The 25857-nt window shown below is 58.0% G+C and carries 22 protein-coding genes; 6 read left to right on the top strand and 16 right to left on the bottom strand.

The genetic code is table 11. The annotated features are described in order from the left end of the window. The first annotated feature begins 10 nt into the window (after positions 1-10). Together CKW31_RS14835 and CKW31_RS14840 are read left to right on the top strand one after the other, a co-directional pair. Positions 11-340 (top strand): MGMT family protein, encoded by a 330-nt coding sequence (locus CKW31_RS14835; protein WP_095096893.1) that lies wholly within the window; start codon positions 11-13, stop codon positions 338-340. A 42-nt stretch (positions 341-382) separates the two neighbouring features. Continuing rightward, the gene (locus CKW31_RS14840; protein WP_095096309.1) at positions 383-1939 is read left to right on the top strand and encodes an AmpG family muropeptide MFS transporter; all 1557 of its coding nucleotides are present in this window, start codon (positions 383-385) and stop codon (positions 1937-1939) included. Positions 1940-2043: 104 nt separating this feature from the next. Here the strand turns inward: CKW31_RS14840 and CKW31_RS14845 are convergent, their stop codons facing one another. After that, positions 2044-2889 carry a mechanosensitive ion channel family protein gene (locus CKW31_RS14845; RefSeq protein ID WP_095096312.1) on the bottom strand — a complete coding sequence of 282 codons (846 nt, stop codon included), beginning with the start codon at positions 2887-2889 and terminating at the stop codon, positions 2044-2046. 121 nt (positions 2890-3010) lie between these two features. Next, positions 3011-3496, bottom strand: a complete 486-nt coding sequence (locus CKW31_RS14850) for a YajQ family cyclic di-GMP-binding protein (protein WP_027900271.1) — start codon at positions 3494-3496, stop codon at positions 3011-3013. Between the two features lie 157 nt (positions 3497-3653). On the opposite strand from CKW31_RS14850, the gene CKW31_RS14855 reads away from it, so the two are divergent. The 3 genes from CKW31_RS14855 (at position 3654) to CKW31_RS14865 (ending at position 7275) form a co-directional block, all read left to right on the top strand. Next, positions 3654-4574, top strand: a complete 921-nt coding sequence (locus tag CKW31_RS14855; RefSeq protein ID WP_095096316.1) for a putative 2-dehydropantoate 2-reductase — start codon at positions 3654-3656, stop codon at positions 4572-4574. Between the two features lie 75 nt (positions 4575-4649). Then, positions 4650-6686, top strand: coding sequence for an ATP-binding protein (locus CKW31_RS14860; RefSeq protein WP_095096320.1), 2037 nt, complete (start codon positions 4650-4652; stop codon positions 6684-6686). A 13-nt stretch (positions 6687-6699) separates the two neighbouring features. Further along, a complete protein-coding gene (locus CKW31_RS14865; RefSeq protein WP_095096323.1) occupies positions 6700-7275 on the top strand; it encodes a cob(I)yrinic acid a,c-diamide adenosyltransferase in 576 nt (191 codons plus the stop codon). Between the two features lie 142 nt (positions 7276-7417). Here the strand turns inward: CKW31_RS14865 and CKW31_RS14870 are convergent, their stop codons facing one another. The 4 genes from CKW31_RS14870 to secA all read right to left on the bottom strand — a co-directional run bounded on the left by CKW31_RS14870 (position 7418) and on the right by secA (position 13300). Then, a complete protein-coding gene (locus tag CKW31_RS14870; protein WP_095096326.1) occupies positions 7418-8362 on the bottom strand; it encodes a Nudix family hydrolase in 945 nt (314 codons plus the stop codon). Beyond that, positions 8359-8991 (bottom strand): glutathione S-transferase family protein, encoded by a 633-nt coding sequence (locus CKW31_RS14875; protein WP_095096328.1) that lies wholly within the window; start codon positions 8989-8991, stop codon positions 8359-8361. The genes CKW31_RS14870 and CKW31_RS14875 overlap by 4 nt, the downstream gene beginning before the upstream one ends. Before the next feature lie 227 nt (positions 8992-9218). Continuing rightward, positions 9219-10436, bottom strand: a complete 1218-nt coding sequence (gene argJ / locus CKW31_RS14880; RefSeq protein ID WP_095096331.1) for a bifunctional glutamate N-acetyltransferase/amino-acid acetyltransferase ArgJ — start codon at positions 10434-10436, stop codon at positions 9219-9221. A 131-nt stretch (positions 10437-10567) separates the two neighbouring features. Then, positions 10568-13300 (bottom strand): preprotein translocase subunit SecA, encoded by a 2733-nt coding sequence (secA, locus tag CKW31_RS14885; RefSeq protein ID WP_095096334.1) that lies wholly within the window; start codon positions 13298-13300, stop codon positions 10568-10570. 307 nt (positions 13301-13607) lie between these two features. On the opposite strand from secA, the gene CKW31_RS14890 reads away from it, so the two are divergent. Further along, complete coding sequence (locus CKW31_RS14890; RefSeq protein WP_095096337.1) at positions 13608-14063, top strand: DUF721 domain-containing protein; 456 nt, start codon at positions 13608-13610, stop codon at positions 14061-14063. Between the two features lie 33 nt (positions 14064-14096). Here CKW31_RS14890 and CKW31_RS14895 read toward each other — a convergent pair whose 3' ends face one another. From CKW31_RS14895 to murD, 10 genes are all read right to left on the bottom strand, one after another. Next, positions 14097-15053, bottom strand: a complete 957-nt coding sequence (locus CKW31_RS14895) for an alpha/beta fold hydrolase (protein WP_256582623.1) — start codon at positions 15051-15053, stop codon at positions 14097-14099. Positions 15054-15402: 349 nt separating this feature from the next. Beyond that, positions 15403-16314 (bottom strand): UDP-3-O-acyl-N-acetylglucosamine deacetylase, encoded by a 912-nt coding sequence (gene lpxC, locus CKW31_RS14900; protein ID WP_027900249.1) that lies wholly within the window; start codon positions 16312-16314, stop codon positions 15403-15405. 112 nt (positions 16315-16426) lie between these two features. Further along, positions 16427-17614: a cell division protein FtsZ gene (gene ftsZ / locus CKW31_RS14905; protein ID WP_095096340.1), complete on the bottom strand. Its 1188-nt coding sequence runs from the start codon at positions 17612-17614 to the stop codon at positions 16427-16429. A 67-nt stretch (positions 17615-17681) separates the two neighbouring features. Next, positions 17682-18941, bottom strand: coding sequence for a cell division protein FtsA (gene ftsA / locus CKW31_RS14910; protein WP_027900247.1), 1260 nt, complete (start codon positions 18939-18941; stop codon positions 17682-17684). Between the two features lie 14 nt (positions 18942-18955). Next, positions 18956-19822 (bottom strand): cell division protein FtsQ/DivIB, encoded by an 867-nt coding sequence (locus CKW31_RS14915; RefSeq protein ID WP_027900246.1) that lies wholly within the window; start codon positions 19820-19822, stop codon positions 18956-18958. A gap of 3 nt (positions 19823-19825) precedes the next feature. Then, a complete protein-coding gene (locus CKW31_RS14920) occupies positions 19826-20785 on the bottom strand; it encodes a D-alanine--D-alanine ligase (RefSeq protein WP_095096343.1) in 960 nt (319 codons plus the stop codon). After that, positions 20782-22242 (bottom strand): UDP-N-acetylmuramate--L-alanine ligase, encoded by a 1461-nt coding sequence (gene murC, locus CKW31_RS14925; protein WP_027900244.1) that lies wholly within the window; start codon positions 22240-22242, stop codon positions 20782-20784. The genes CKW31_RS14920 and murC overlap by 4 nt, the downstream gene beginning before the upstream one ends. After that, on the bottom strand, positions 22235-23305 hold the full coding sequence (gene murG / locus CKW31_RS14930; protein ID WP_095096346.1) for an undecaprenyldiphospho-muramoylpentapeptide beta-N-acetylglucosaminyltransferase: 1071 nt from the start codon (positions 23303-23305) through the stop codon (positions 22235-22237). The genes murC and murG overlap by 8 nt, the downstream gene beginning before the upstream one ends. Continuing rightward, on the bottom strand, positions 23295-24509 hold the full coding sequence (gene ftsW, locus CKW31_RS14935; RefSeq protein WP_095096349.1) for a putative lipid II flippase FtsW: 1215 nt from the start codon (positions 24507-24509) through the stop codon (positions 23295-23297). Before ftsW ends, murG begins: the two co-directional genes overlap by 11 nt. Next, positions 24506-25852, bottom strand: coding sequence for a UDP-N-acetylmuramoyl-L-alanine--D-glutamate ligase (gene murD / locus CKW31_RS14940; protein WP_095096352.1), 1347 nt, complete (start codon positions 25850-25852; stop codon positions 24506-24508). The genes ftsW and murD overlap by 4 nt, the downstream gene beginning before the upstream one ends. Positions 25853-25857 lie beyond the last annotated feature (5 nt).

Here is a 25857-nt window from a genome sequence, read left to right on the forward strand (position 1 = left end):
TCCGACCGGAATGGACCCGACGCAGGCGCGACGCACGGCGCTGTACCTTACGCTCAATCAGGTGCCTGAAGGGAAAGTGGTCAGCTATGGGCAGTTGGCGGAACTGGCCGGACTGGGTCGCGCTGCGCGCTGGGTCGGGCGGACATTGAGCCAGTTACCGGATGGCACTTCGCTGCCGTGGCATCGGGTGATAGGTGCTGGCGGCAAGGTCAGTTTGCCCGTCGGTACACCGTCAGGTGACGAACAACGCGCCCGATTACGTGCAGAAGGCATCATTGTGCAGAACAATCGGGTAGATATCCGGCGTCATGGCTGGCGTCCGATAGAGCACAGCGGTTAGAGTGCGCCCTTTGTTTTCGTAACCTGAGGCAGACTCCAGCCCATGCCCCGTAAAACCTGGCGCGCCGCGCTCGCCGCATATGCCAGCCCTTCGACGTTAGTGCTGTTATTGCTCGGATTCGCTGCGGGCATGCCCTACATGTTGGTGTTTTCTACTCTGTCGGTCTGGTTGCGTGAAGCCGGTGTCGCTCGAGAAACCATTGGCTATGCCAGCCTGATCGGGCTGGCTTATGCATTTAAATGGGTGTGGTCGCCCCTGCTCGACCAATGGCGCCTGCCGCTGCTTGGCAAGTTGGGGCGGCGACGCTCCTGGCTCGTCCTATCGCAAAGCCTGGTGATTCTGGGATTGATCGGCATGGGCTTCTGCGACCCGCAGCAGCACTTGTCCTGGCTGATCGCAATCGCCGTGGTCGTGGCGTTTTCATCCGCGACTCAAGACATCGCCATCGATGCCTATCGCCTGGAAATTGCCAACGATACCCAGCAGGCCGCCCTCGCAGCCAGTTACATGTCCGGCTACCGTGTCGCGGCGCTGCTCGCCACCGCAGGCGCGCTGTATTTCGCCGAAGGTTTTGGCTCCACGGGTTTCGCCTATAAACATTCGGCATGGACCGGCACCTACGTGCTGTTTGGCCTGCTGATGCTGCCAGCGTTGATTACTACGCTGATCATGCGCGAACCTCCGGTGGCACTGCGCACCCAGTTGTCTGCCGCTCGCTATGGTTTCGTGCACCAGCTGGCGTCCGTCTTTGTGCTGATTGTGCTGCTCGTATCGGTTCCGGCAATGTTCACCCAGCTCTACAACACAGACTTCGCCAGCGTACTGTTTCAGCACGCCAGCTGGACGGACCTGCTGATGGAAGACCGCGCCTTTCTGCGCGCCATCCTCTATATCGTCCTGACCGTCGCGTGCCTGTCTTCAATGGGGCGGCGTGGCCTGGCTCCGGTGCTGACGCCGATCAATGACTTCATCCTGCGTTATCGCTGGCAGGCGTTCCTGTTGCTGGGATTGATCGCGACGTACCGTATGTCAGACACGGTCATGGGTGTCATGGCCAACGTCTTCTACATCGATCAGGGCTTTACCAAGGACCAGATTGCCAGTGTCAGCAAGATCTTCGGTCTGATCATGACGCTGCTGGGCGCAGGCTTTGGCGGATTGCTGATCGTGCGTTTTGGCATCATGCCGATTCTGTTCATTGGCGGGCTGACCTCGGCGGCTACCAACCTGCTGTTTCTGATGCTGGCCGACATGGGGCCGAACCTGAAGATGCTGGTGCTGACCATTTCCCTGGACAACTTCAGCTCCGGATTGGCGACCTCGGCGTTCGTAGCGTATCTATCGAGCCTGACTAACCTCAAATTCTCGGCGACACAATACGCGCTGCTCAGCTCGATCATGCTGCTGCTGCCGCGTTTGCTGGGAGGTTATTCGGGGGTTGTGGTGGAGAAGTATGGCTATCACAACTTCTTCCTGATCACTGCGCTATTGGGCGTACCCACGCTGATCATGATCATCCTGCAGTGGAGCAAGGAAGCGCGCCAGGACAAGGCGGCCGAGGTGCTTGAGGCGGAGAAGCCCTCGCAAGATCAACTTTAAGACTGGAACGCTGAATCTGTAGGAGCTGCCGAAGGCTGCGATGGCGGCGTGTCAGCCAGAATGCTTTCGCAGCCTTCGGCAGCTCCTACAAAGTCATAGGCTAATTACTGCGGTGCTGCTGAATCCTGAACCACGCGAATAACGCGTTGCGGGAACGGGATGTCGATGTTGGCAGCACGCAGGCGGTCACGGGCTTCGGCGTTGAAGCGGTTGGACACATCGCCGAAATCACCGGTCTTGACCCAGACCCGCAACGAAACAGTGATCGAGCTATCACCCAGCGCAGCTACCACGGCCTGCGGTGCAGGGTCCTGCAGTATGCGAGGATCATCTGCCATATCCATCAGGACTTGCAGCGCCTGCTTCAGATCGGCCTCGTAATCCACGCCCACATCAAAGGTAATCTTGCGGGTCGGCTGGCGGTTGGTGTTAGTGATAATCCCGTTGGACAGATTGCCATTGGGCAGTATCACCGTCTTGTTGTCACCGGTACGCACCACGGTATGGAATATCTGGATACTGTCGACAGTGCCCGAGATTCCCTGTGCTTCGATCCAGTCGCCAATACGGAACGGGCGAAACAGCAAAATCAGCACGCCGCCTGCGAAATTCGCCAGGCTGCCTTGCAGCGCAAGACCAATCGCCAGACCTGCAGCACCGATAGCGGCAACGAACGAGGTGGTTTCGACCCCGATCATCGACGCAACGCTCACAACCAGCAAAATCTTGAGAATGATGTTGGCGAGGCTGCTGATAAAGCCTTGTAACGCGAGGTCAGCATTGCGCAGTGCCAGTAGCGCCCCCACCTTAGTGGTCAGGCGATTGATCAGCCACCAACCAATCGTCAGGGTCACCAACGCCAACAGTACGCGACTGCCGTATTCCATGATCATCGGGATCCAGGCCTGAGAAGCCTTTACCAGATGATCCACTTCGGCATTCAAATCCATCTTTCTCTCCTTACATTTCGCGACCTGACGCCGCAACCATCAGGCGGTGCCCGATGGTTACACAGCTTGCACAAGCCGTAGACGCGTCAGGGAAACAGATTCCTGCGCCAAGGGCGGTCGATCAGTCGCGGAAGTTATTGAATTGCAGCGGCATGCCAAACTCATTGGCGCGCAGGACGGCCATGGCCTCTTGCAGGTCGTCACGCTTCTTGCCGGTCACGCGCACTTGCTCACCTTGAATGGCGGCCTGGACCTTGAGCTTGGCTTCTTTGATGTGAGCGACGATTTTCTTCGCCAGCTCTTTGTCGATGCCTTCCTTGAGAACGGCGTCCTGCTTCATCAATTTACCGGAAGCAAAGGCGTCTTTGACTTCAAGGCATTTGACGTCGATCTTGCGCTTGACCAGGCATAGCTTGAGGATTTCGATCATCGCTTCAAGCTGGAACTCCGCCTCGGCAGTCAGACTGACCGTCAGGTCCTTTTCCTTGAACTCGAATTCGCCTTTACCTTTCAAGTCGTAGCGACGGTCCAGCTCTTTGATAGCGTTGTCGACGGCGTTAGTGACTTCGTGTTTATCCAGTTCGGACACTACGTCGAACGAGGGCATGTCATTTCTCCAATGGATGGCGCTGAAACGCCAGTCTTTGATGTGAATAAAACCCGGTTATTATAACGAGACTTTCCCGCGTTCACTGCGAGCCATCCATGTCGACAGCCAATTTCTCGCTCCTGCTCAGTTTTCTTCGCCTTGCCATGAGCCGCTAATGTCCGTCGTCTGGCATGTGCTGGGTGCCGGGAGCCTGGGCGGCCTTTGGGCAGTGCGGCTGGCGAGAGTGGGTTTGCCGGTTCGACTGATCCTGCGTGATGCCTCGCGTCTGGCCGCGTATAACGCCAATGGCGGGACTCTGACGCTGGTTGAGCAGGGTGTTGAAAGTCGAGTGGCGATCAGCGCGCAGACTCTCGACAGCGCAGAGCCCGTCAAACGGCTATTGCTGGCGTGCAAGGCTTACGATGCCGAGCAGGCCGTAGCGGCACTGGCGCATCGACTGACACATGACGCGGAAATAATCCTGCTGCAAAACGGCTTGGGCAGTCAGGACGCGGTCGCCGCAAAAGTCCCGAAAGCACGTTGCATCTGTGCCTCCAGCATCGAAGGAGCGTTTCGCCAACGCGACGGGTCAGTGGTGTTTGCCGGGCATGGTTATAACTGGTTGGGCGACCCTGCCGATCCCTCCCCGCCTGAGTGGCTGAGCGACCTGCAACTGGCAGGCATTCCCCATGAATGGACCCCGGACATCCTCACCCGGCTCTGGCGCAAGCTGGCACTGAACTGTGCGATCAACCCGCTGACCGTACTTCACGACTGCCGAAACGGTGGTTTGATGCAACATCACTGCGAGGTTGCAACACTGTGCGCAGAACTGAGTGAACTGCTTCAACAGTGCGGACAGCCAGCAGCAGCCGAGGATCTGCACAGCGATGTGCAACGAGTCATTCAGGCAACAGCGGCCAATTACTCGTCGATGTATCAGGATGTCGCGCAAGGACGCCGCACAGAGATCAGCTATTTGCTGGGCCATGCCTGTGCAACCGCCGAGCGCCATGGCGTCGTTATTCCGCATTTGCAGCAACTGAAGGTCAGACTTGTAAAACATCTGACGGACAAAGGGCTGCCCGCGAACTAGCTCCGGCCGCCTGTTTGCTCAATGGCCGGGGGGCGCGCTACCCTGAACATTCCTCATCCCCGTGTGATTCGCCTCATGCCATTGCGCCAACGCCTGGAAAACCTGCCAGTCGGCCAGAAGCTACTGGCAGCCTTGCTGGTCTTGCTGACCACTGTCCTGCTGGTCGCCAATCTGACGTTCATCAGTGCCGCCTATTACATTTCTCAGGAGGCCATGGCCCCTCAGGCACTGCAGACCATTGGCCGCCTGATCAGCAATCCGAACCTTGCTGAACAGGCACTCAGCTCACCAGCGGATGCCGAATCGTTGCTCAAGGAGCTGAAAAATTACGGTCCGTTGCGCGCTGCTGCTCTTTACGACACCAATGGCGAGCGAATTGGCCAGCTGCAACAAGGCGACAAGCTCAGGCTGCCGGGACGATTCAAAGACATCGAAGCCTGGCGCATCACCGAATTTCGTAATACCCAGCTAATCCCGGTACCGAAAGCGGGTCAGGCACCGGGCCACCTGTTACTGGTTGCCAGTAGCGAATTACCGACTGCGTTCTACACCGGCACCCTGACTGCCAGCCTCGGCATTCTGGTGTTCAGCGTGCTGCTCTGGCTGGTCATTGCCCGGCAGATTCGGCGCCTGATTACCGAACCCATCTATCAGTTGGAAGAGCTCTCACGTCAGGTCACACGGGAAGAGAGCTACGCATTGCGCGCAGCGCCAGGCAACAAGGATGAAATCGGCAGTCTCGCTGAAGCTTTCAACACCATGCTGTCGCGTATCGAGGCCCGGGAGCAACAACTCAAGCGCGCTCGGGACGACTCTCAGGAGGCCTACGATCAGGCTCAGGGGCTGGCCGAAGAGACCCGTAACACCAACCGCAAGCTGGAGCTTGAGGTGAAGGTGCGCAGCAAGATCGAGAAGAAGCTCACAGGATTCCAGAACTACCTGAACAGCATCATCGACTCGATGCCTTCGGCGCTGATTGCGCTGGATGAACAACTGTATGTCACCCAGTGGAATCAGGAAGCCAGCGCACTTTCCGGCACGCCTCTGGATGAAGCACTCAACCAGCCGATATTTCTGGCCTTCCCGCCGATGAGAACCTTCCTGCCGCAGCTCAAGCAGACGGTGGAGAAACACAGTGTCACCAAGATCGAACGGGTCACCTGGATCAAGGACGAAGAGCGTCGTCACTACGCCCTGACCTTTTACCCACTGACTGGCGGCGCGGGACAAGGCGTGGTGATTCGTGTCGATGACATCACCCAGCGGTTGTCGCTGGAAGAGATGATGGTGCAGTCCGAAAAGATGCTTTCCGTCGGCGGCCTGGCGGCAGGCATGGCCCACGAGATCAACAATCCGCTGGGTGCGATCCTGCATAACGTGCAAAACATTAGGCGGCGGCTGTCGACCGACCTGCAGAAAAACATCGAGCAGGCCGAAGCCGAAGGCATCGAACTGGAAACAGTGAATCGTTATCTGGTCAGCCGAGAAGTACCCAAACTGCTCGATGGCATTCAGCAAGCCGGTGCAAGGGCCGCGAAGATCGTCAGCCACATGCTCAGCTTCAGTCGTCTCAGCACCCGGCAAATGGCCCCGTGCGACCTGCCGGCATTGATTGATCAGGCGGTAGAGATCGCCAGTAATGACTTTGACCTGACCATCGGTTTCGACTTCAAGGGCCAGGCCATCATTCGTCAATTCGACCCGGAACTGGGTCCGGTGCCGGGGACGGCCAACGAACTGGAGCAGGTGTTGCTGAACCTGCTCAAGAACGCCGCACAGGCCATTCATCAACGCCCGGATGATGCAGAACCGGGGCGTATCATTCTGCGTACCCGACTGAATCCGCCATGGGCCGAGATTCAGGTCGAAGACAACGGTATCGGCATGACCGAACAAGTGCGCAAACGTACGTTCGAACCGTTCTTCACCACCAAAGAAATTGGTCAGGGCACCGGGCTTGGGCTGTCGGTGTCGTACTTCATCATTACCAACAATCACAAAGGCCAGATGGAGGTGCACTCCTCTGTCGGCCAAGGCACCTGCTTCACCTTGCGCCTGCCCTTGGCGGGCAGCCAGGTGAACGTGCCTGAAGCGGTTATTTCGCCGCTATAACGGAGCATTGAGAATGGGCTTTCGCTTGTCGAAGATTTACACACGCACTGGCGACACCGGCGAAACCGGCCTGGGTGACGGCCGACGCGTGCCAAAGGATCACCCCCGGGTCGAGGCAATCGGCGAGGTTGATACGCTGAACAGCCAGTTGGGATTACTCCTTGCCGGGCTGGCCGAGCAATTGTCGGCAAAGCCTGCTCTCGCGGAGGTGATCGAAGTGCTCGCGCCGTGTCAGCATCGATTGTTCGACCTGGGTGGCGAATTGGCGATGCCGGTTTATCAGGCCCTTGATCAGGCTGAAATTGATCGACTGGAAGCGGCCATCGACCTGTGGAATGAAGAGCTGGGGCCGCTGGAGAATTTCATTCTGCCCGGTGGTTCGGCGCTGATCGCCCAGGCCCACGTCTGCCGCAGCCTGGCCCGCAGTGCCGAACGACGCTGTCAGCATCTCAATGCCATCGAGCCGCTGGCCGGGGTTGGCTTGGCGTATATCAACAGGTTATCGGATTTGTTGTTTGTCGCAGCGCGATTGATTGCCAAGCGGCAGGGTATTGCAGAGATATTGTGGGAAGCGGCGAAGAAGCCTTAATCACCGCTCCCGCTGGATGAACGTTAAACCTGTGGGAGCGGTGCTTGCCCGCGATAAGGCTGGACGCGGTTCACTTTAGAACGCGTCCAGCCTTATCGCGGGCAAGCACCGCTCCCACAGTCACCATTACGCATGAGACTAACTACTCCCCCGGCCAGAACGTTCTGATCCCCGCCACACCTTGCGCACCGTTCTCCCAGGCTTTTTGCTGTTCAGCAGGGCCAACACCACCAAGCAGATAAACCGGTTTGCTGCACCCGGTAATCAACTCACGCGCCTGCTCCCAGCCCAACGGCTGAGCATCAGGGTGAGTCTGGGTTGGCTGCACCGGCGACAAGGTCACGAAGTCGACGTCCATCAGTTCGGCCAGAGCCAATTCTTCAGCGTTATGACAAGAGGCCGCCAGCCAGCGATCCTTCGGAAACGGACGCCCGTTCGGGGCCAGTTTGCGTAGCTGTGCCGACGTCAGGTGCCAACCCGCAGCGGGAAAGTCCCCCAACCATTCCAGCGGCCCCTTGAGCATCAATTGCGCTTTACCGGCACACAACCCCACGGCGTCTACCGCCAGATCGCGGTATTGCGGGTCATACCCATTCGGCGCACGCAACTGGATCAGTTTGATACCGCCCGCAACAGCCTTCTGAATACCACGCAGCAATTGCGGGGTTTCCAGTTCGCCAGGGGTGATCAGGTACTCACCCGGCAAACGCGCCGCAGCAACAATGGGCTGATTAGCGGCTGGGAATTCATAATCTGCCAATTCACGATGGGTTACCCAGGCCAGTGGCTGCCCTTCGACGCCATGCGGTTCGCCGGTAAATGCCGACACTTCCCAGACATCCAGCAGCACCTGCTTGTCCGGATAGTCATGCTGAATCTTGATCAGCGGCCGTGCCTGGGTGACCACGATGTTCAACTCTTCCTGAAGCTCACGGGCAAGCGCCGACTCGACAGCCTCTCCCAGTTCGACCTTGCCACCGGGAAATTCCCACAAACCGCCCTGGTGCTGAGTGTCGGCACGCCGCGCGATAAGGATCTTGCCGTCAACGCCGCGGATAACCGCTGCTGCTACATGAATACGTTTCACCCTTCGACTTCCTCTAAAGCAGCCTTCTGCCAACGCTGGAACAGCGGCCATCGGTAGAGGGTTTCGATGTACGCCAACGCTTCGGCGGGCAGTTCGATCCGGTACGTGCGCAAGCGTACCGCCACAGGTGCAAAGAACGCGTCAGCTGCGCTGGCATTGCCGAACAGAAACGGACCGTTTTCAGCCGCAACCGCCCGGCACTCAGCCCATAGCTGGACGATGCGTTCGATGTCGTTCTGAGCTTCCACAGAGATGACTTCCAGTGCTGCGTCTCGGTGCAAGTCCATGGGCAGATTCGAGCGCAGCCCGATGAAACCGCTGTGCATTTGCGCACATGCCGAGCGCGCCTGAGCACGCGCAGCGGTGTCGCTGGGCCACAGCCCTGCATCAGGGAATTGCTCTGCGAGGTATTCGATGATCGCCAGCGAGTCGGCAATCGAACCATGCGGGGTTTTCAGCAGGGGCACCTTGCCGGACGGCGAGTGCTCGAGAATCTGCTGGCGGGTGTTTGTCTGATCCAGGCGGATCAGCTGTTCGGTGTACGCCGCACCCGTCATGTAAAGCGCCAGCGCCGGTCGCAGAGACCATGAAGAGTAACGTTTGTCGCCGATGATCAGGTGCAGGGTCATGAGGAGTTCTCCAGATAGAACGAGCTGATCATGTTTCTGTGGACTTTACACTGCCTGCAAATTGATCGGCACCTGTATCGACGCCATCGCGAGCAAGCTCACTCCTACAGAAAACTGTGGTCGGTAGGAGCGGATTCATCCGCGAAGAAGCTGGCGCGGTTTATCAGGTAAATCGCGTTGACGTCTTCGGGAATGAATCCCCTCCCACAGGTCCGATTGTCGTCAGATCAAGTGCGGTATTCCGCGTTGATCTTCACGTACTCGTGGGACAAGTCGGTGGTCCAGATGGTCTCGCTGCAATCACCACGGCCGAGTTCGATGCGAATGGTGATTTCGGCTTCGGCCATTACTGCCGAGCCTTGCTCTTCAGTGTAGGTGGTCGCGCGGCAGCCCTTGCTGGCGATGCACACGGAGCCCAGAAACACATCAATCTTGCTCACATCAAGATCAGGCACACCGGCACGACCTACAGCGGCCAGAATACGGCCCCAGTTAGGATCGGACGCGAACAGCGCGGTCTTGATCAATGGCGAGTGAGCCACGGCGTAACCCACGTCAAGACACTCCTGGTGATTGCCGCCGCCGTTGACTTCAACCGTCACGAACTTGGTAGCGCCTTCGCCATCACGGACGATGGCCTGAGCCACTTCCATGCATACCTCGAATACGGCTGTTTTCAGCGCGTCGAACAGCGGCCCCTTGGCTTCGGTCACTTCCGGCAGATTAGCCTGGCCCGTTGCGATCAGCATGCAGCAGTCATTGGTCGACGTGTCGCCATCGATAGTGATGCGGTTGAACGACTTGTTGGCGCCGTCACGGATCAGATCCTGCAGCACGCTTTGCGAAACCTTGGCGTCAGTGGCGATGTAGCCCAGCATGGTCGCCATGTTCGGGCGAATCATGCCTGCGCCTTTGCTGATACCGGTCACGGTGACGGTTACGCCATCGATCTGGAACTGACGGCTCGCGCCCTTTGGCAGCGTGTCAGTGGTCATGATGCCGGTTGCCGCAGCAGCCCAGTTATCCACAGACAGGTCATCGAGGGCCGCCTGCAACGCGCCTTCGATCTTTTCCACAGGCAATGGCTCGCCGATAACACCGGTGGAATATGGCAGCACGGCATTGGCGTCCACGCCAGTCAGCTCAGCCAGCCTGGCGCATGTGCGCGCAGCGTTGGCCAGACCCGGCTCGCCGGTACCGGCGTTGGCATTACCAGTGTTGGTCAGCAGATAACGAACAGGGCCGTTGACGCGCTGTTTGGCGAGAATGACCGGTGCTGCGCAGAACGCGTTAAGGGTGAAAACACCTGCAACACTGGAGCCTTCGGCACAGCGCATGACCACAACGTCCTTGCGACCCGGACGTTTGATGCCGGCAGAAGAAATGCCCAGTTCAAAACCGGGAACCGGGTGCAATGTCGGCAAAGGACCAAGACCAACAGCCATGAGGTGCGCTCCTTGAAAGATATCTGCGCCGCCCGCTTCGGTACGGCAGTCGATTGAAAAACGCCGCGACGGGTAAGCCGGTCGCGGCGTTAGTGCTGTTACTTCAAAACCACTACCGGATCAGATCAGGATCAGCCGATTTGACCGTGGCAATGTTTGTACTTTTTACCGGAACCACACCAGCACAATTCGTTACGACCTTGCTTCTGGTCGTTACGGACCGGAAGGGTCGCGACATCGACGCCCTCTTCAACCAACGCTTCTGGTTGTTCAAGGCCCGGTGCTTCAGCGTGTTCGAACTGCATGCGCTGCGCCAGCTCTTCGGCATCGCGACGCAGACGAGCTTCCTCTTCTTCCGGATCTTCGCGGCGTACCTGAACGTGAGACAGCACACGGATGGTATCGCGTTTGATCGAATCCAGGAGTTCCTGGAACAACGTGAAGGACTCGCGCTTGTATTCCTGCTTCGGGTTCTTCTGAGCGTAGCCGCGCAGGTGAATACCGTGACGCAGGTGATCCATGGTGGACAGGTGGTCCTTCCAGAGATCGTCCAGTACGCGCAGCAGAATCTGCTTCTCGAACGTGCGCAACGCTTCGGCGCTGGCCTGCTCTTCCTTCTCGTTGTACGCGGCCAGCAACTCTTCGAGCAGCTTCACGCGCAGTGTGTCTTCGTGCAGGTGATCGTCTTCGTCCAGCCATTGCTGAATCGGCAGTTTCACACCGAAGTCGGTATCGAGTGCAGCTTCCAGACCGGCAACGTCCCACTGTTCCGGCATGGATTGCGGCGGAATGTGCTGGCTGATCAGGCTGTTGAGTACGTCTTCACGGAACTCGGCGATGGTGTCACCAATGTTGGTAGCGGCCAAGAGGCTGTTACGCATGTGGTAAATCACTTTACGCTGCTCGTTGGACACGTCGTCGAACTCGAGCAATTGCTTACGGATATCGAAGTTGCGGCCTTCAACCTTGCGTTGCGCCTTCTCGATCGCGTTGGTCACCATACGGTGTTCGATCGCTTCACCGGACTGCATGCCCAATGCCTTCATGAAGTTCTTCACTCGATCAGAAGCGAAGATGCGCATCAGGCTGTCTTCCAGCGACAGGTAGAAACGGCTTGAACCGGTATCACCCTGACGGCCGGCACGACCGCGCAGCTGGTTATCGATACGACGCGATTCGTGGCGCTCGGAAGCAATAACGTGCAAGCCGCCCGCCTCGATCACTTGCTGATGGCGTTTCTGCCAGTCGGCCTTGATCTGTGCGATTTGCTCCGGGCTCGGGTTTTCCAGTGCAGCAACTTCAACTTCCCAGTTACCGCCCAACAGGATGTCAGTACCACGACCGGCCATGTTGGTGGCGATGGTCAAGGCACCTGGACGACCGGCCTGCGCGATGATTTCAGCTTCTTTTTCGTGGAACTTGGCGTTCAGAACCTTGTGTTCGATACCTTCCTGGTTGAGCAACTTGGACATGTGCTCGGAAGTTTCGATGGTCGCAGTACCGACCAGTACCGGACGATTCTCGGCCAGACAGGCCTTGATGTCAGTGACGATGGCGGCGTACTTCTCTTCTGCCGTCAGGTACACGAGGTCGTTGAAGTCTTTACGCGCCAACGGCTTGTTAGGCGGAATGACCATAACTGACAAGGTGTAGATCTGGTGGAACTCGAACGCTTCGGTGTCGGCTGTACCGGTCATGCCGGACAGTTTGTTGTACAGACGGAAGTAGTTCTGGAACGTGGTCGAAGCCAGCGTCTGGCTTTCGGCCTGAATATTCAGGTTTTCCTTCGCTTCGATCGCCTGGTGCAAGCCTTCAGACAGACGACGACCCGGCATGGTACGACCGGTGTGCTCGTCGACCAGCAGAATCTGGCCATCCTGAACGATGTACTCGACATTGCGATGGAACAGCGTGTGCGCACGAAGACCGGCATAAACGTGAGTCAGCAGACCCAGGTTGTGTGCCGAGTACAGGCTTTCGCCTTCAGCCAGCAGGCCGACTTCGGTAAGCATTTCTTCGATGAACTGGTGACCGGCTTCATTCAGCTCGACCTGACGGGTCTTCTCGTCAACGGTGTAATGACCGGCTTTGGTGACTACGCCCTCCACTTCCTCGATGTGCTGCACGAGACGCGGGATCAGGCGGTTGATCTCGGTATACAGCTTGGAGCTGTCTTCAGCCTGACCGGAGATGATCAGCGGCGTACGCGCTTCGTCGATGAGGATGGAGTCCACTTCGTCGATCACGGCAAAGTTGAGTTCGCGCTGGAACTTGTCGTCCATGCTGAACGCCATGTTGTCGCGCAGGTAGTCGAAACCGAATTCGTTGTTGGTGCCGTAGGTGATGTCCGACGCGTAAGCCGCACGTTTTTCTTCTGGCGGCTGGAATGGCGTGACAATGCCAACGCTCAGACCAAGGAATTCGTACAGTGGACGCATCCAGTTGGCGTCACGACGAGCCAGATAGTCGTTGACCGTTACCACGTGCACGCCCTTGCCGGACAATGCATTGAGGTAAACCGCCAGTGTACCCACCAGGGTTTTACCTTCACCGGTACGCATTTCGGCAATCATGCCTTCGTGCAGAGTCATGCCGCCAATCAACTGAACGTCAAAGTGGCGCATACCCATGACGCGCTTGCCAGCTTCACGTGCGACCGCGAAAGCTTCAGGAAGCAGCTGATCGAGGGTCTCACCTTTGGCTAAGCGGGCCTTGAACTCTTCGGTCTTGGCACGGAGTTGCTCGTCCGAAAGGGCCACCATTTGCTCTTCGAAGGCATTGACGATCTGTACCGTCTTGAGCATGCGCTTCACTTCACGCTCGTTCTTGCTTCCAAAAAGTTTTTTTAACAAAGGCGCAAACATATCGACAGGATCTTCCAGACATAGGAATGGAGGGCGGCCCCGTGAGTCGCCCGTGCAGCCCTCATGGCCGCATGCGAACGAGTATTCTACCCGGAAACGATGGTGAGGAAAGTGGCGTTATTCCACGATGCTGGCACAGCGCTGTGACGGGGCTGTTTGTAGATAGGGTCATTTCCTGAGAGTTCAACCCGTCCAACGCAGAAGTTAGCCATTGATTTAACGGGTAAAACAGGCAAACCCGCATGGGACAAGGGGTTGCGGGCGCTTTCTGATAACATGACAAACTTGTCATCCAGGGTTGTTGCTCATGGCGTTTCGTCCACTCCCCGCTCGGGCACCCGCAGTATTGCTGCGTGAAGCAAAGCCTTTGAAGGGTATTTTTCATCACGCTCAACGCTTGGGACACCTGCAACGGCTGCTTGAAAGCCAGTTGCAGCCTGCTGCGCGCGAACATTGTCATGTTGCTTCGTGGCGCGAAGGCAGCTTGCTGCTGATTGTGACCGACGGTCATTGGGCGACGCGTCTGCGCTATCAACAAAAGCGCCTGCAGCGACAGCTGACGGCCTTCGACGAATTCGCCAGCCTCACGCGGATTGTCTTCAAGGTCCAACCCCCTACGCCCGCTCAAGGGGCTAAAGGTCACACGATGGACTTGTCGACCGTAGCCGCCGAGAGCATTCAGGCGACGGCTGACGGGATTACCGATCCGAAACTGCGCGCCGCGCTGGAGCGTTTGGCAAGTCACGCCAAGCCAAAGGAATAAGCCGAAACCGAATGGCGCGATCAACCGCTTTTGCTACTCCTTTGCGTCAAGAAACTCCATCAGGACTTTTAACATCTCTTGGGGAGCTTCCTCCTGAGGATAATGCCCCGCATCGCTGATAACACGGGCTGCCACGTTGGCCGCAACCGGGTCCAGCATTGCTTTAAGTCCACTGCCTCTTGCGAACTCGCCGCCCACCGTCAGCACGGGCATTGTCAGCGGCACAGCAGCATGCTTTTTATTCTGTTCGATTGTTTCCGGGATAGCCCGGTAATAAGCGAAACCAGCCCGCATTGCCCCCGGTTTGGAATAAGCACGGACATACTCTTCGGTTGCCAGATCGCTCGGCCTGTAAGCAAAGCTATTGAACAGCCATTCCAGGTAGATACGTTCCTTACCCTCAATCAGCGCTTCTGGCAGATCCACAAGTTGATTGAAAGCAAAGTGCCAGGAGCGTAATGGATCAAGGCCGGGAATGCCCGCTTCAGAAAGCACAATGCGCGTAATGGCATCGGGATAGTTAGCCGCCATCGAGTAGCCAATCCACATCCCCACATCATGCCCGACGACTTGATAAGTCGAATGCCCGAGCTGTTGCATCAGCTCATGCAAATCGCGCCCCACGTTGTCCGTATCGTATCCGGCCACAGGCCTGTTCGAATCGCCCAAACCTCGAGGATCAACGGCTATGACGGTGAATTTCCGGGCCAGCTCCGGCATGATCTTGTGCCAGGTATATGCGGTCTGGGGCCAGCCAGGAATCAGCAAAAGCGCAGGTCCTTTGCCACCCGCGACGTAATGCAACCGCACTTTATCCTGATTAACAATGGCGTAACCGTCTCGAAAATTGCAGCTCTCGCAGGTCGCCAGCATCGAAGCGGCATTCGCCGCAGACTCACCAATCGGCAGCGAGCCCGACAGCAAGCCGATGCTCAGAGATAGCGAAAGAGTGGAAAGCAATGAACTCCCTTTGGGGGGTGGAAATTCCATGATTCAGTCTCCGTCAGGATAAGCAACTCAAAGGAGTATCGAAAAGCAGCACAGCTGCTAATACCCAACGAGCGACTTTGGACGAAGACCTCAGGAATTAATGTGAGAAACAGCCTCCCTGCACGTAGGACAACTCCTAAAGAATAGCTCAGGGGGAGCTTGAGCTGGACCCATAGAGGAAATATTGGCCGACTGAAAGAAGACCGGGGCAGGTACATCTGCGAAGTTTGACGCTCAGACTTCAAGCATCTGGCTTATGAGAATCCTGGAGCATCAAACTGACAATAAAAAAAGGCCGCCCGAGGGCAGCCTTTAAAAACAACAAAAAGGAAGGAGAGTAAAGCTGTCCTTACACGGCCGCTACAGGGCGCATGTAAGAAATCGGTGCAGTACTGGCATCTTCGAAGGTCACAACTTCCCAAGCGTCTGTCTCTGCGATCAATTTACGCAGAAGACGGTTGTTCAGTGCATGCCCCGACTTGAAGCCAATGAACTCACCTATCAGGCTGTTGCCCAGCAGGTAAAGGTCACCAATTGCATCAAGAATCTTGTGTTTGACGAATTCGTCCTCGTAACGCAGGCCGTCTTCGTTCAGTACGCCATCCTTATCCACCACGATGGCATTTTCCACACTGCCGCCGAGTGCGAGGTTGTGCTTGCGCAGGTACTCGATGTCACTCATGAACCCGAAGGTTCGGGCACGGCTGACTTCCTTCACGAAGGAAGTGCTGGAAAAGTCCACGCTTGCACTCTGTGTGCGATCGCGGAAGACCGGATGATCGAAATCGATCTCGAAACTGACTTTGAATCCTTCGAAAGGCACGAAAGTAGCGCGTTTACCGCCCTCTTCCAGTGTGACTTCCCGCAGGATCCGGATGAATTTTTTCGGCGCGTCCTGTTCTTCCAGGCCAGCCGACTGAATCAGGAATACGAAGGGCCCCGCGCTGCCATCCATGATTGGAACTTCGGAGGCAGAGAGTTCAACGTAAGCGTTATCGATGCCCAGGCCAGCCATGGCCGAGAGCAAATGTTCTACGGTGTCGACTTTGACATCACCGCTGACCAGCGTGGTCGACAGAGTGGTGTCACCGACGTTTTCCGCACGGGCAGCAATGTGCACGACGGGGTCGAGGTCAGCACGTACGAACACGATACCGGTATCCACAGGTGCAGGCTTGAGGGTCAGGTAAACCTTCTCCCCGGAGTGCAGACCGACACCTGTGGCACGGATAATATTTTTCAGGGTGCGTTGTTTAATCATGGCATTGGCCGCTTCAGCGCAAGTTGCGAACTGGTATCAACAAAGGCTGGCGATAATAGCAGACCCGGCCTTTGCTGAACACCAATCACCCTAATACCCCTGATACATTTCATCAATCAGCCTGACGACGCAGGAAAGCCGGGATGTCCAGGTAATCCAGATCGTCATTCGGGCTCATTTTTGCGGCTGTAGCGCCTGCGTGAGCCTGATTGCGCATCACGGTAGGACGATCCAGGTCGCGGTAGTTCACCGAAGGGGCTTCCTGACGAGCTGCAGCAGGCTGAGCCTGAGACGGCTGGGCAGTTTGCAGGGTGTTGTCGATAACCTTCATAGGCTTCTCGATTTTCGCGCCCAGGCCTGTGGCAACCACAGTCACGTGCAGCTCGTCGCGCATGTCCGGATCGATAACGGTACCGACCTTGACCATTGCGTGCTCGGAGGCGAACGCTTCGATGATGCTACCCACGTCCGAGTACTCACCCAGAGACAGGTCAGGACCGGCAGTGATGTTGACCAGGATGCCGCGAGCGCCCTGCAGGTTAACGTCTTCGAGCAGCGGGTTACGAATGGCTGCCTCAGTCGCTTCACGTGCACGGTTCGGACCGCTGGCGCAGCCAGTGCCCATCATCGCCATACCCATTTCGCTCATCACGGTACGTACGTCGGCGAAGTCGACGTTGATCATGCCCGGACGCTTGATGATGTCGGAGATACCGCGAACGGCACCGGCCAGTACATCGTCTGCCTTGGCGAAAGCCGACAGCAGGCTGGCGTCTTTACCGAGGATGGTCAGCAGCTTCTCGTTAGGAATGGTGATCAACGAGTCGACGCTTTCAGACAGCATGCGGATGCCTTCATCGGCGATCTGCATACGCTTGCGACCTTCGAACGGGAACGGACGAGTCACCACCGCTACGGTGAGGATGCCCATTTCCTTGGCCACTTCAGCAATGATCGGAGCTGCACCGGTACCGGTACCGCCGCCCATGCCAGTGGTGATGAAAACCATGTTGGTGCCCTGCAGAACTTCTGCAATGCGCTCACGATCTTCCAGAGCAGCCTGACGACCGACTTCAGGGTTGGCGCCAGCGCCAAGACCTTTGGTAACGCCAGTACCCAGTTGCAGGATGGTGCGCGCGCCGATGTTTTTCAGCGCTTGAGCATCGGTGTTGGCGCAGATGAATTCCACGCCTTCGATGTTGCTCTTGACCATGTGATTAACGGCGTTGCCGCCACCACCACCCACACCGATAACTTTGATTACCGGGCTTTGCGGGACGTTGTCTACGAGTTCGAACATTTTCCCTCTCCTTTCATTCTCTAGTTTTTTTGCCTGGTGCCCACTGCTGCCATTACTGCCTTGAGGCTTAGAAGTTGCCTTGCACCCAGCGCTTGAAGCGTTCAAGCACTGGAGCTTTAGGCTCATCTCCATAGCCGCTACTGCTACTACTGATGCCAGACAAAGAGAAACCGTCAGACTGCTTTTGCAGGCCGTACAGCAACAAGCCGACACCGGTGGAATAAATCGGGTTACGCACGACATCTGCGAGCCCTTTGACGCTATGCGGCACACCCAGGCGCACCGGCATATGGAAGATTTCCTCGGCCAGTTCGACCGCGCCTTCCATTTTCGAGGTACCGCCGGTCAGCACGATGCCGGCCGGGATAAGATCTTCGTAGCCACTGCGACGCAGTTCCGCCTGGATCAGGGTGAACAGCTCGTCGTAGCGCGGCTCGACCACTTCGGCCAGCGCCTGACGCGATAGCTCGCGCGGCGGACGGTCGCCAACGCTTGGCACTTTGATGGTTTCACCGGCACCGGCCAGTTTGGCCAGGGCGCAGGCGTAACGGATCTTGATTTCTTCGGCGTATTGCGTCGGTGTACGCAAGGCCATGGCGATGTCGTTGGTGACTTGATCACCGGCAATCGGGATCACCGCCGTGTGGCGAATCGCGCCCTCGGTGAAGATTGCGATGTCGGTGGTACCGCCACCGATATCCACAAGGCACACGCCCAGCTCTTTTTCGTCGTCGGTCAGCACCGAGTAAGCCGAAGCGAGCTGTTCCAGAATGATGTCGTCGATTTCCAGACCACAGCGACGCACGCACTTCTCGATGTTCTGCGCAGCGTTCACAGCACACGTCACCACATGCACTTTGGCTTCAAGACGTACGCCCGACATGCCCAGTGGCTCGCGAACGCCTTCCTGGTTATCGATCACGTAATCCTGCGGCAAGGTGTGCAGCACGCGCTGGTCAGCCGGAATCGCAACCGCCTGGGCAGCATCAAGTACGCGCTCCAGGTCCGCCGAGCTGACTTCACGATCACGGATCGCGACGATGCCGTGGGAGTTCAGGCTGCGAATGTGGTTGCCCGCTACGCCGACGAACGCCGAGTGAATACGGCAGCCCGCCATCAGCTGAGCTTCCTCCACTGCGCGCTGGATCGACTGAACGGTGGACTCGATATTCACCACCACGCCCTTCTTCAGGCCGCGGGATGGATGGGTACCGATACCGACGATTTCCAGCGTGCCATCGGCCGCGACTTCGCCTACCAGCGCCACCACCTTGGAGGTGCCGATATCCAAGCCAACGATCATTTTGCCGCTTTGCACGTTTGCCATGGTCCTGCCTCTTGTCAATTCTTCGCGACGGCGGGTTTGTCCGTCGGGGGCGCTGCCTGCTCGCGCCACCCGACGGCAAGGCCGTTGGAGTAACGCAGATCGACGCGCGCAATATTCGTGATCTGTTCTTTAAGCGTTTTGTCGTAAATGGCGATAAAACGGCGCATTTTTTCTACAAGGTGATCGCGTCCCAGCAACAGCTCGATACCGGGTCCCGCACTGCCCGCGCCCGTGGTCAAAAACCAGCTGCCACGTTCACGTAATTCCAGCCGAGCGATGGAGAACCCCATTGGGCGCAACATCTGACTCAACACCTGATACTGCTGCATCACCTGCTGCTGGGCCCGCTGCGGGCCAAACAATTGCGGCAGGTGTTCGTAATTGGCCAGTTCGCGTGGTGTAAACGCTTCGCCCTGGTTGTTGAGCAAAGCTTCATCACCCCAGCGCGCCACTGGCAGTTGTTCTTCCAGACGGATCACTACTTGATCCGGCCATACACGTCGTACTTCTGCGTGAGCAATCCATGGCATCTTTTCCAGCTCGCTGCGCATGGCAGCGAGGTCGATGGTGAAGAAGCTCGCCGCGACATAAGGCGCGATCCGCTGCTGCACCGCCTGCTGGCTGATATAGCTCAGGTCGCCCTGAACGTTGATCTTGGTGATCGGCCGGTCGGCGTAAGGCAGCAACCGTTGCGCGCCCTCGTAAACGCCGTAACCCAGCGCAACCATCAATATCAACCAACCCAGTTTCTTGAAGAACCCGCCCACTTTGGCTTTCGGCACACGTGCCGAAAGCGGCTCTCTGGTCACCGTGCGACTGGCACCACGCGGCACCGGCTTGCGGCCGGATGCTGGAGGCTGATGACGCGCCGTCGCGTTCATGACTTAACCTCGCGCCTGGACGCTGTCGGCCAGAATCGCCAACACCAGTTGCTGAAAATCCAGACCTGCAGCACCGGCTGCCATCGGCACCAGACTGTGATCGGTCATCCCCGGTACGGTGTTCACTTCCAGCAGCCAGAACTTGCCGTTTGAGTCCTGCATGACATCAGTACGCGCCCAGCCGGTAACGCCAACGGCTTCGCATGCACGAGCGGTCAGTTGCTTGAGTTCCTGTTCCTTGGTGTCATCGAGGCCGCACGGAATCCGATACTGGGTATCGTCAGCCACGTACTTGGCGTCGTAGTCGTAAAAACTGTGGGGAGTGCCCAGGCCGATGGGAGGCAATACCTGGCCACGCAGCGATGCGATGGTGAACTCCGGACCTTGAATCCATTGCTCAACCAAAACTTGCGAATCGTAGGTACTGGCGGCTTTCCACGCGACGATCAATTCCTCGACGCTGGTCACCTTCGCCATACCGATACTGGAACCTTCATGAGCCGGTTTGACGATCAAAGGCAGGCCCAGTTCCGCAGCTGCAGAAATACAATCCGATTCACTGCCAAGCACTGCGTGCAAAGGCGTTGGCAGGCCAAGACTCTGCCAGACCTGCTTGGTCCGCAGCTTGTCCATGGCCAGCGCTGAAGCCAGCACGCCGCTGCCGGTGTAAGGAATTTCCAGACACTCCAACAGGCCTTGCATAGTGCCGTCTTCGCCACCGCGTCCGTGCAGGACAATGAACGCACGATCAATCTTTTCACTGACCAGACGCTGCAGGAAGTCGTCGCCAACATCGATGCCGAATGCATCGACACCCGCGCTCTGCAACGCTTGCAACACCGCTTGCCCGGACTTCAAGGAAACCGGCCGCTCAGCACTCTTGCCACCGAACAGCACGGCAACGCGGCCGAACGATTTCGGCTCCAGCGTCGAGAGCAGGGACGATTGCAGTTGCGCAATCATTTCAGCTTCCCTTCGGTAGGCGCGATGACAGCACCCGCGAACAAGGGGCTTCTCAGCAGTTGCGGAGCCAGCCCGCCAATATCACCAGCGCCCTGGCACAGCAGGATGTCACCCGCACGCAGCAGAGGCTTGACCAACGGCGCCAGCTCGACACCGCGATCAATGTAGATAGGGTCCAACTGACCACGCTGACGAATGCTGTGGCACAGGTTGCGGCTGTCCGCACCTGGAATCGGCTCTTCACCTGCCGGGTAGACTTCCATCAGCAACAGCACGTTGGCCTCGGCCAGCACTTGCACGAAATCGTCGTACAGATCACGGGTCCGGCTAAAACGGTGGGGCTGGTAAACCATGACCAGACGGCGATCCGGCCAGCCGCCACGCACAGCGTTGATCACCGCAGCGACTTCGCGAGGGTGGTGACCGTAGTCATCGACCAGCATGACATTGCCGCCTTCGACCGGTAGCTCGCCATAAACCTGGAAGCGTCGACCGACACCCTGGAAACCCGACAGCCCCTGGACGATGGCTTCGTCGCTGACGCCTTCATCCGTCGCGATGGCGATGGTTGCCAGCGAGTTGAGTACGTTGTGGTTGCCCGGCATGTTCACCGATACGTCCAGCGGCTCGCGGTCGCGACGTAATACGGTGAAGAACGTCAGCATGCCTTCCTGGCGCACATTGATGGCGCGCACGTCGGCCGTTTCGCTGAAGCCGTAGGTCACGGTCGGACGCTTGACCTGTGGCAGGATTTCACGCACGACCGGATCATCGATACACACCACCGCCAAACCATAGAAAGGCAGGTTGTGCAGGAACTCGACGAAGGTTTTCTTCAGCTTGTTGAAGTCGCCTTCGTAGGTCGCCATGTGATCGGCGTCGATGTTGGTGACGACGGCAACCAGCGGCTGCAGGTGCAGGAAGCTGGCATCGCTTTCATCGGCTTCGGCAATCAGGTAGCGGCTGGTGCCCAACTGCGCGTTGGTACCGGCAGCGTTGAGACGACCGCCAATCACAAACGTCGGGTCCAGACCACCGGCCGCGAACACCGAGGCGATCAGGCTGGTGGTGGTGGTTTTGCCATGCGTACCGGCAACGGCAATACCGTGGCGATAACGCATCAGCTCGGCCAGCATCTCGGCACGCGGCACCACCGGAATACGACGCTCAAGGGCGGTCGCCACTTCCGGGTTGGAGGTGTTCACGGCACTGGAAACCACCAGCACATCAGCGCCTACGGTGTTCTCTGCGCGGTGGCCGATGAAGATGTGAGCACCAAAGGACTCCAGACGCTCGGTCACCGGAGAGGCCTTCAGATCGGAACCGGAGACTTCATAGCCCAGGTTCAGCAAAACCTCGGCAATCCCGCACATGCCCACGCCGCCGATACCGACGAAGTGGATGCGACGAATACGGCGCATTTCCGGCTGTGGCATCGCGCGTTGATTCTCAACCATGAGCCACCTCCAGACAGATATCTACAACGGTATTGGTCGCATCAGGCTTGGCCAGCCGGCGGGCGGTACGCGCCATGGTGGTGAGTTGTTCGGGTTGCATCAAAACCTCTTTCAGGCGCGCCGCCATATCGGCTGCACCAGTTGTCGCTTGTGGCATGACGAAGGCTGCGCCTTCGTGAGCCAGATAGTCGGCGTTACGGGACTGGTGGTCGTCGATCGCATGGGGCAACGGCACCAACAGCGAAGGCAGTCCGGCCGCCGCCAATTCACTGATGGTCAGCGCGCCTGCGCGACAGACCACCAGGTCGGCCCAGCCATAGGCTTGGGCCATGTCTTTGATGAACGGGGCGACCTGCGCCTCGACACCGGCAGTGCGATAACGCTCTGAGGTGATTTCGTCGTGATTCTTGCCAGCCTGATGAAACACTTCAGGCCGCAGCTCGACAGGCACCAGCGAAAGCGCCTCCGGCAATAATTTGTTCAGCGGCTCGGCACCCAGGCTACCGCCCAGTACCAGCAAGCGTGCTTTGCGCCCGGCCAGTGCCTGACGCGGGGTTTCCAGAAACAGCTCGACACGCACCGGGTTACCCGTGGTGCGGCGTTTTTCGGAAGCCGCGAAGGTATTCGGGAACGCCTCACATACACGGCTGGCGAACGAGGCCAGACTGCGATTGGCAGTACCCGCAACCGCGTTCTGCTCATGAATGATCAGAGGGACTTTGCCCAGCTTCGCGGCAAGGCCGCCCGGGCCGGTGACGTAACCACCAAAGCCCACCACGCAAACCGGCTTGAGCTCACGCACGACTTTGCGGGCCTGCATCAATGCCTTGAGCAGCATCAGCGGCGCCTTGAGCAAGGACAACCGGCCCTTGCCACGCAAACCGGTGACGTTGATCAGGTGCAGGGCAAACCCGGCCTGTGGCACCAGTTCGTTCTCAATTCCGCGGGGCGTCCCCAGCCAGTGAACCTTGTAACCACGGGCCTGAAACTCGCGCGCGCATGCCAGCGCCGGGAATACGTGTCCGCCGGTGCCACCTGCCATGATCAGCACGTTAGCGTCCATGGTTAGGCTCCTCGGCGAAGTCACTTTCATTGAATTCCGCTTCTTCGCTGCCCATGTTGTTGCGCGATTCCCACTCGATCCGCAGCAGCAGGCCCAGGCTTGCGCAGCAGATCACCAACGAGCTGCCGCCGTAACTGAGGAACGGCAGGGTCAGCCCCTTGGTTGGCAACAGGCCGACGTTCACCCCGATGTTGATCAGGAACTGGCCGATCCACAGGAAGGCCAGACCGTAAGCCACGTAAGCGCCGAAGAACTGCTTGGCGCGCTCGGCCCACATGCCGATGTACATGGCGCGGATACTGACGAACACGAATAGAGCGACGGTCAACAGCGATCCCACTACGCCCAGCTCTTCGGCGAGTACCGAGAACACGAAGTCAGTGTGGGCTTCCGGCAGATAGAACTGTTTCTGCACGCTGTTGCCCAGACCAACGCCCAGCCACTCACCACGACCAAACGCGATCAGAGCCTGAGTCAACTGGTAGCCGGAACCGAATTGGTCGGACCATGGGTCGGTGAAGGTAATCAGACGCGCCATCCGATACGGTTGAGCCTGAACCAGCACGAACACCGCGCCGACCGCCAGGGCAACCATCAGACTGAAACGGAACAGACCTACGCCACCCAGGAAGAGCATCGCAGCCGCAGCACCCATCATCACGACGGTGGCACCGAAGTCCGGTTCCATGAGCAGCAGGCCGGCCATTGGCAGCAGGACGATAAATGGCTTGAAGAAGCCCATCCAGCTTTCGCGAACTTCCTGCTGGCGACGAATCAGGTAACCGGCGAGAAAAATCACCACGAAGACCTTGGCGATTTCCGAAGGCTGAACGTTGAACATGCCAAAGCCGATCCAGCGCATCGAGCCGTTTACCTCACGACCAACACCCGGTATCAGCACCATGACCAGCAGACCAAATGCGCCCAACAGCATCATCCAGCCCAAACGCTGCCAGGTGGCGACCGGAATCATCATGGTCAAGCCACAGGCGAAGATGCCGATGATCATGTAGATCAAATGGCGAGTCATCATGTAGAGAGTGTTGCCGGAATTCACCGCCGCCACTTCCGAGGAAGCAGAGGTGATCATCACCAGACCCAGGCCCAGCAACGCCAGACAGCCCGCCAGCATCGGGAAGTCGACATCAACGCCACGACCGCTGATTATCGGGGACGGGAAAGGCTTGATTACGCCGAAGATCATGACAAGTCCCCCACGGCTTGCGCGAACAGACGACCGCGCTCTTCGTAGTTCTTGAACATGTCGAAACTGGCGCACGCCGGAGACAGCAACACGGCGTCGCCCGCCTGCGCAATATCGGCGCAGCGCAAAACAGCGTCTTCAAGCGTTGCAACCCGGATCAGTTCTACGCCATCGCCCAACGCCTGCGCGATCAGCTCGGCGTCGCGGCCGATCAGCACCACAGCGCGGCAGTTGGCAGCAACCGGAGCACGCAGACCACTGAAGTCGGCACCCTTGCCATCACCACCGGCGATCAACACCAGCTTGCCTTCGATGTCTGCGCCCAGGCCTTCGATGGCGGCCAGTGCGGCGCCAACATTGGTGGCCTTGGAGTCGTCGTAATAGCTCACGCCATTGCGCTCACGCAGCCATTGACAGCGATGCTCAAGGCCGCCAAACGTGCGCAGGCTGGAAAGCATCGCGTCCATCGGCAAACCGACAGCGTGGCCCAGCGCAAGCGCAGCCAGAGCGTTGGCCTGATTATGAGCGCCACGGATTTTCAATTCGCGTACAGGCATCAGGTTGTCGAACTGGAAGGCGAGATATTTTTCGCCGTCTTCTTCGCGCAAACCAAAGCCATGGAAATCGGGTTTGTTCAGGCCAAAGGTCCAGCACGGCAGACCTTCACCAATCAACGGCCGGGTCAGAACGTCCTGACGATTGACCACCACCTGACGAGCACCACGGAATACCCGGTGCTTGGCCAGATGGTAAGCAGGCAAACCGCTGTAGCGGTCCATGTGGTCTTCACTGATGTTCAACACGGTCGCCACTTCTGCGCCGAGTTGATCAGTGGTTTCCAGTTGAAAGCTGGAAAGCTCCATCACATAGAGTTCAACATCGTCGCTGAGCAAATCCAGCGCGGGCGTACCCAGATTGCCGCCGACCGCAACGCGCTTGCCCGCCGCTGCAGCCATCTCGCCAACCAGCGTGGTAACAGTGCTTTTGGCGTTGGAGCCAGTGATCGCAATGATCGGGGCCTTGGCGTTACGGGCAAACAGCTCGATATCGCCGGACAGCTTCACGCCACGCGCAGCTGCCTGCTGCAACGCCGGTGTCGCCAGTGCGAGACCCGGGCTCACGTAAAGCTCGTTGGCACGGCACAGGAATTCAACGTCCAGTTCGCCACAACGCACATCCACCTGCGGATAGTCACGACGCAAGGTCGCCAGCTCCGGTGGATTTTCCCGCGTATCGGCCACGGCAAACGACACGCCCCGGCTCGCCAGAAAGCGAACCAGGGACATGCCGCTCTTGCCGAGGCCGACAATGATGCGGAAATGGTCTGAAGCGATAAGAGACACTCGTT

Origin of the sequence: Pseudomonas sp. Irchel 3A5 (assembly GCF_900187575.1) — a bacterium.
Lineage (GTDB): Bacteria > Pseudomonadota > Gammaproteobacteria > Pseudomonadales > Pseudomonadaceae > Aquipseudomonas > Aquipseudomonas folii.

Bases quoted from the DNA above. Each gene is read 5' to 3' on its own strand.
- CKW31_RS14890 (WP_095096337.1), top strand. From the start codon at position 13,608: ATGGCGTTTCGTCCACTCCCCGCTCGGGCACCCGCAGTATTGCTGCGT.
- murG (WP_095096346.1), bottom strand. From the start codon at position 23,305: ATGGACGCTAACGTGCTGATCATGGCAGGTGGCACCGGCGGACACGTA.
- CKW31_RS14920 (WP_095096343.1), bottom strand. From the start codon at position 20,785: ATGATTGCGCAACTGCAATCGTCCCTGCTCTCGACGCTGGAGCCGAAA.
- ftsA (WP_027900247.1), bottom strand. From the start codon at position 18,941: ATGGCAAACGTGCAAAGCGGCAAAATGATCGTTGGCTTGGATATCGGC.
- CKW31_RS14835 (WP_095096893.1), top strand. From the start codon at position 11: ATGGACCCGACGCAGGCGCGACGCACGGCGCTGTACCTTACGCTCAAT.
- CKW31_RS14875 (WP_095096328.1), bottom strand. From the start codon at position 8,991: ATGACCCTGCACCTGATCATCGGCGACAAACGTTACTCTTCATGGTCT.
- CKW31_RS14840 (WP_095096309.1), top strand. From the start codon at position 383: ATGCCCCGTAAAACCTGGCGCGCCGCGCTCGCCGCATATGCCAGCCCT.
- ftsW (WP_095096349.1), bottom strand. From the start codon at position 24,509: ATGATCTTCGGCGTAATCAAGCCTTTCCCGTCCCCGATAATCAGCGGT.
- CKW31_RS14845 (WP_095096312.1), bottom strand. From the start codon at position 2,889: ATGGATTTGAATGCCGAAGTGGATCATCTGGTAAAGGCTTCTCAGGCC.
- murC (WP_027900244.1), bottom strand. From the start codon at position 22,242: ATGGTTGAGAATCAACGCGCGATGCCACAGCCGGAAATGCGCCGTATT.
- CKW31_RS14860 (WP_095096320.1), top strand. From the start codon at position 4,650: ATGCCATTGCGCCAACGCCTGGAAAACCTGCCAGTCGGCCAGAAGCTA.
- argJ (WP_095096331.1), bottom strand. From the start codon at position 10,436: ATGGCTGTTGGTCTTGGTCCTTTGCCGACATTGCACCCGGTTCCCGGT.
- CKW31_RS14865 (WP_095096323.1), top strand. From the start codon at position 6,700: ATGGGCTTTCGCTTGTCGAAGATTTACACACGCACTGGCGACACCGGC.
- CKW31_RS14850 (WP_027900271.1), bottom strand. From the start codon at position 3,496: ATGCCCTCGTTCGACGTAGTGTCCGAACTGGATAAACACGAAGTCACT.
- CKW31_RS14855 (WP_095096316.1), top strand. From the start codon at position 3,654: ATGTCCGTCGTCTGGCATGTGCTGGGTGCCGGGAGCCTGGGCGGCCTT.
- lpxC (WP_027900249.1), bottom strand. From the start codon at position 16,314: ATGATTAAACAACGCACCCTGAAAAATATTATCCGTGCCACAGGTGTC.
- CKW31_RS14915 (WP_027900246.1), bottom strand. From the start codon at position 19,822: ATGAACGCGACGGCGCGTCATCAGCCTCCAGCATCCGGCCGCAAGCCG.
- ftsZ (WP_095096340.1), bottom strand. From the start codon at position 17,614: ATGTTCGAACTCGTAGACAACGTCCCGCAAAGCCCGGTAATCAAAGTT.
- secA (WP_095096334.1), bottom strand. From the start codon at position 13,300: ATGTTTGCGCCTTTGTTAAAAAAACTTTTTGGAAGCAAGAACGAGCGT.
- CKW31_RS14895 (WP_256582623.1), bottom strand. From the start codon at position 15,053: ATGGAATTTCCACCCCCCAAAGGGAGTTCATTGCTTTCCACTCTTTCG.